Below are 1268 nucleotides of genomic sequence, written 5' to 3' on the forward strand. Positions count from 1 at the left end.
TGACGTGACCCCCTGGTTTCCACCAGCGCGGATTAGAGCCCGGCAGCTTTGTTGCGCATGAGCGCGGGTTGAGCAATGGCCTGCGCAGCGGAGCCCGTAGGGCGTAGCGAAGCAGAACATTGCTTATCCAGTTCCGCGGCGAACGCCGCCGGGGTCTCGTAGCCGAGGGCTGAGTGCGGTCGCTCCCGGTTGTAGTCGTCGGCCCAGGCGGCGATCACCACGCGGGCATGGTCCAGGCTCAGGAACAGGGTCTCGTTGAGCAGTTCGTCGCGCATGCGACCGTTGAAGCTCTCGACGTAGCCGTTCTGCATCGGCTTGCCCGGAGCGATGTAATGCCACTCGACCCCGATCTCCCCGCACCAGGCGAGGACCGCGTTCGAGGTCAGCTCGGTGCCGTTGTCGCTGACGATCATGCCGGGCTTGCCGCGCTCGGCGATCAGATCGGTCAGCTCGCGCACGACCCGACGCCCCGATATCGACGTATCCGGCACCGCACGCAGGCACTCGCGGGTCACATCGTCGACGATGTTGAGCACCCGGAACCGGCGTCCCGACGCCATCTGATCGTGCACGAAGTCCAGGCTCCATCGCTGGTTGGGCAACGCCAGCACAGGCGCCGGCGCCCGCGCACCGATGGCACGGCGCCGGTTCCTTCGTCGTCGGACCGCCAGCTTCTCCTCGCGGTAGAGCCGTTGGGTCTTCTTGCGGTTGATCACCACGCCCTCCCGCCGCAGCAGGATGTGCAACCGGCGATAGCCGAACCGGCGGCGCTGCTGCGCCAGCTCGCGCAGCTTCGACCGAAGATCGGCATCATCATCCCGCTGCGACCGGTAGCGCATGCTCTTCCGATCAGCGCCGATGACACGACACGCCCGCCGCTCGCTCATCCCCAGGACTGCCTGGAGACGAGCGACCGCCTCTCGCTTGGCAGCGGGCGTCACCAATTTTTTGCGAGGAGGTCCTTCAGACCCGCGTTGTCCAGCATCGCATCGGCCAGCAAACGCTTCAGCTTGGCGTTCTCGTCCTCCAGCGCGCGCAGCCGCCGCGCCTCGGACACCTCCAGGCCGCCATACTTGGCCTTCCAGTTGTAGATCGTCGCTTCAGACACGCCGTGACGCCGGGCCAGATCGCCGGTCTTCGCACCGGCCTCGGCCTCCTTCAGCACCGCAATGATCTGCTCTTCCGTGAACCTCAGTCGCTTCATTGTCCGTCCTTCCATCAGGGCCGGACTCTAATCGCACTTGGAGGAAAATCAGGGGGTCACGTCA

Annotated in this window: 1 protein-coding gene; it reads right to left on the reverse strand. The window is 65.6% G+C overall.

Annotated features, from left to right (window positions below):
- Positions 1 to 32: 32 nt before the first annotated feature.
- Positions 33 to 1204, reverse strand: a protein-coding gene (locus ABLE43_RS23145) for an IS3 family transposase (protein ID WP_348980282.1) whose coding sequence is annotated in 2 segments (ribosomal slippage) — positions 33 to 952 and positions 952 to 1204 — 1173 coding nt in all. Because the reading frame shifts where the segments join, the coding sequence is not laid out codon by codon here.
- Positions 1205 to 1268 lie beyond the last annotated feature (64 nt).

Origin of the sequence: Sphingomonas silueang (assembly GCF_040049155.1) — a bacterium.
GTDB lineage: Bacteria > Pseudomonadota > Alphaproteobacteria > Sphingomonadales > Sphingomonadaceae > Sphingomonas > Sphingomonas silueang.